1 protein-coding gene is annotated in these 924 nt (G+C 66.2%); it reads right to left on the bottom strand.

Features of this window, described 5'->3' with window-relative positions:
• Positions 1-235: 235 nt before the first annotated feature.
• A partial coding sequence (locus AC1D15_RS34620; protein ID WP_477829637.1) for an ATP-binding cassette domain-containing protein occupies positions 236-924 on the bottom strand: 689 nt, incomplete at its 5' end.

Genomic DNA, 924 nt, shown 5'->3' with positions numbered 1-924 from the left:
GCGCCAATAAGGAGGGGGCGCCGGAGCTGGCTGGTTTCATGGCCCCGCGCGAAGCGCGATCGTGAACTGACTGTCGTCGACTGTTTGACCACAACGAACGAAGTGAGTGGAGGGAGTTTCGACGACGGGCCTTGAAACCAGTCAGCGCAGGGCAGTCAGCGCCCCGCCAGGGGTGATGACCGCACCCGACGGCGCGCCACAGCCTCCCCACACGCGCCTTCCGCACCAACGCCCATCAGGCAGAAACCGGCGCCAGCCTCCCGAGGTAGTTCCGCACGCTCGCCTGCATGCACAACTCCCCCATCGTCGTCGCATGCATCAGCCGGCTGACCCGGCTCTCGTCCTTGTGCACGAAGATGTAGCGCTCGCAGATGTCGGCCAGGATCTCCATGTGCACCGGCTCGTTCGGGTGCAGGCACAGGAACACCAGCTTGCCGTGGTTGCGCAGCTTGCGGAAGAACTCCAGCATGAAGCCGATGTAGCCGTCCTGCGTGTTGAACTGCGGCTCGTCGAACAGGTGCACCACCGCACGCTCCGCGCCCGCATGCTCCAGTATGAAGTTCGGCCGGTCGCGCTTGAACGAGCGCACCTGGTACGACTGGTGGTAGTGCAAGGCCAGCCGGTCGCGCTCGCGATACCGCACCTTGTGGATGTCCTGCCCCGCCACCATCACCCGCCCGCCGCTCGGCGCGTTGCCGCCGGTGATCAGCTCGAACATCGTCGTCTTGCCSGCGCCGTTGGCGCCCATCACGCCGATGATGCCGGGGCCGTCGACCTGGAAGTCGGCCTCCAGCGAGAACGTCGTCTGCCGGTCCGGCCAGCCGCGCCGGTACTGCTTGCGCAGGCCATCGACATGAAGAATCGGTGCAGCCATCTCGTCAGACTCCCAGCAGCTTGCGTTGCAGCGCCGCATCGCCGCGCAGC

Source organism: Rhizobacter sp. P2_H2 (assembly GCF_056403375.1).
This window is presented reverse-complemented; position numbering and strand designations above follow the sequence as displayed.